Source organism: Actinomycetospora sp. (assembly GCF_055612215.1).
Genome location: NZ_JBVPVA010000822.1, coordinates 1 through 2,090, shown reverse-complemented (window position 1 = coordinate 2,090; position 2,090 = coordinate 1). Strand labels below are relative to the sequence as shown.

3 protein-coding genes are annotated in these 2,090 nt (G+C 73.4%); 2 read left to right on the top strand and 1 reads right to left on the bottom strand.

Annotated elements, in window-relative coordinates; genetic code table 11:
* Positions 1 to 113 precede the first annotated feature (113 nt).
* A complete protein-coding gene (gene wrbA, locus AC0CYZ_RS22430) occupies positions 114 to 710 on the top strand; it encodes an NAD(P)H:quinone oxidoreductase (RefSeq protein WP_472219417.1) in 597 nt (198 codons plus the stop codon).
* A gap of 77 nt (positions 711 to 787) precedes the next feature.
* Entirely contained in the window at positions 788 to 1,516 is a 729-nt protein-coding gene (locus AC0CYZ_RS22425; RefSeq protein ID WP_472219415.1) for a hypothetical protein, read from the top strand.
* Here the strand turns inward: AC0CYZ_RS22425 and AC0CYZ_RS22420 are convergent.
* A partial coding sequence (locus AC0CYZ_RS22420; RefSeq protein WP_472219413.1) for an ABC transporter permease occupies positions 1,401 to 2,090 on the bottom strand: 690 nt, incomplete at its 5' end. The two genes, AC0CYZ_RS22425 and AC0CYZ_RS22420, sit on opposite strands and share 116 nt — an antisense overlap.

The following is a 2,090-nucleotide window of genomic DNA, read 5'->3' as shown; positions in this document are numbered from 1 at the left end:
CGTCGCCACCGGACCAGTGTGCCTCGTCGCACCCCGGGTCCTGCGTACGCGCGGGCCGGACGGGCGCGAGAGGGTGGGCCCGACTCCCCGCTCCCGCTCCCCGGAGGTCCCGCGTGGCCCGCATCGTCGTCGTCTTCTACTCCGCCACGGGCAACGTCGCCGCCCTCGCCGAGGCGCTCGCCGAGGGGGCGCGCGGTGCCGGCGCCGAGGTCCGTGTGCGGCCGGTCGCCGAGCGGGCCCCGGCGGAGGCGATCGCGGGGAACCGCCGGTGGCAGGAGTGGGTCGACAACAACCCCTACGACACCGAGGCCTCCCTCGACGACCTCGAGTGGGCCGACGGGATCGCGCTGGGCAGCCCCACCCGGTTCGGCGCGGCCGCCGAGCAGCTCAAGGCGTTCCTCGACACCACCGGCGGACTGTGGGCCCAGGGCAAGCTCGCGTCGAAGGTCGGGACGTCCTTCACGTCGGCGTCGACCGGGCACGGCGGGCTCGAGGCGACGATCGTCGCGATGAACATGGTCTTCTACCACTGGGGCACGATCATCATGCCGCTCGGTTACGCCGCCGACCCCTCGTTGATGCAGTCCGGGAACCCGTACGGCGCGTCGTGGGTGTCGCGGCGCTCCGCCGCGCCCGACGACGAGGCGCTCGGCGCCGCCCGGGTGCAGGGGGCGCGGCTCGCCGAGGTGGCCGCGAAGCTCGCCGGCTGACCCCGGGGGTCGTCGTCGGGGTGGAGGTCGGGGTCGTCCCCGATGTCCGGGCCGCGCCCGACGGCGAGCGTGGTCGCGTGGCGATCACGGGGGTCCGGACCTGGCGGCGGCTGCTGGTGTGGGTGCACGTGCTCACGTCGGTGGGCTGGATGAGCACCGCCCTCGGGCTGGTGGCGCTGCTCGTGCTCTCGCGGGACGACCCGGCGCGGACCGCAGCCGCCGTCGCGATGGCCCACCACCTGGACATGCACCTGCTCGCCCCCGCGGCGACCGCCTCGGCGTTCACCGGCGTGCTGCTCTCGCTGGCCACCCCGTGGGGACTGCTGCACCACTGGTGGGTCGCCGCGAAGTTCGCGATCACCCTGGTGCAGCTCTACGTCGGGATCGGCGTGCTGTCGGTCCAGCTTGCGGTGATCGACGCCGGCGGCCGACCGTCGCCGCCCGCCCTGGTGGTGGCGAGCGCGGCGATGGCATCCGCGATCGCCTTCCAGGCGTGGCTCTCGCTGGCGAAGCCGTGGCCGCGGACCCCGCTCGGGGTCCGCGACCGGCCGACGACAGCCGGGGTCGGCTGGTTCGTCGTCGGGGTCCTCGCCGCGGTCGGGGACCTCACGCTCAGCCAGGTCCTCGGCTTCCCCAGCCCGCTGCTGATGCTCCCGACGCTGCTCGGGGCGCTCGTCTGGCTGCGCCTGGTCAGTCCAGCGCTCGCCGGACGAACCCCTGGATCCCGATCGCCCCGAACAGCAGGCACGACAGGACCAGCGCCCCGACGCACAACCACGTCGGCAGGTGGGGGATCTGCGGGGTGAGGGCGCCGCGCAGCCCCTCCGAGACGTAGGTGATCGGGTTGAGCGCGCAGATCACCTGGAACCAGCGCAGCGAGCCGATCTGCAGGAACGGGAACTGCGTCGAGCCGGTGAACAGCAGCGGCGTGATCACCACCGCGAACACGATGTTGATCCGCCGCGGCGAGACCGCCGTGCCGATCACCAGTCCCGCCGCGCCGCCCGCCAGCGCCCCGAGCACCAGCAGCAGCGCGGAGACCGGCAGCCCGGCGACGCGCCACGTCACCTGGTCGAGCACGAGGTAGCCCACCGGGATCATGACCAGCGAGCCGATCATGCCCCGCACCGCGCCGAACACGATCTTCTCGACGGCGACCATGCGCGTGGACAGCGGCGCGAGCAGCCGGTCCTCGATCTCCTTCGTGTAGCTGAAGTCGATCACCAGGGGCAGCGCGACGGCCTGCACCGCGACGAGGAACGCGTTGAGGGCGAGCAGGCCGGGCAGCAGCAGCTGGGCGTACCCGGGCGCGATGTAGCCGAGCTGGCTGAGCACCTTGCCGAACACGAACAGCAGGAAGAACGGCTGGACCAGGACCTG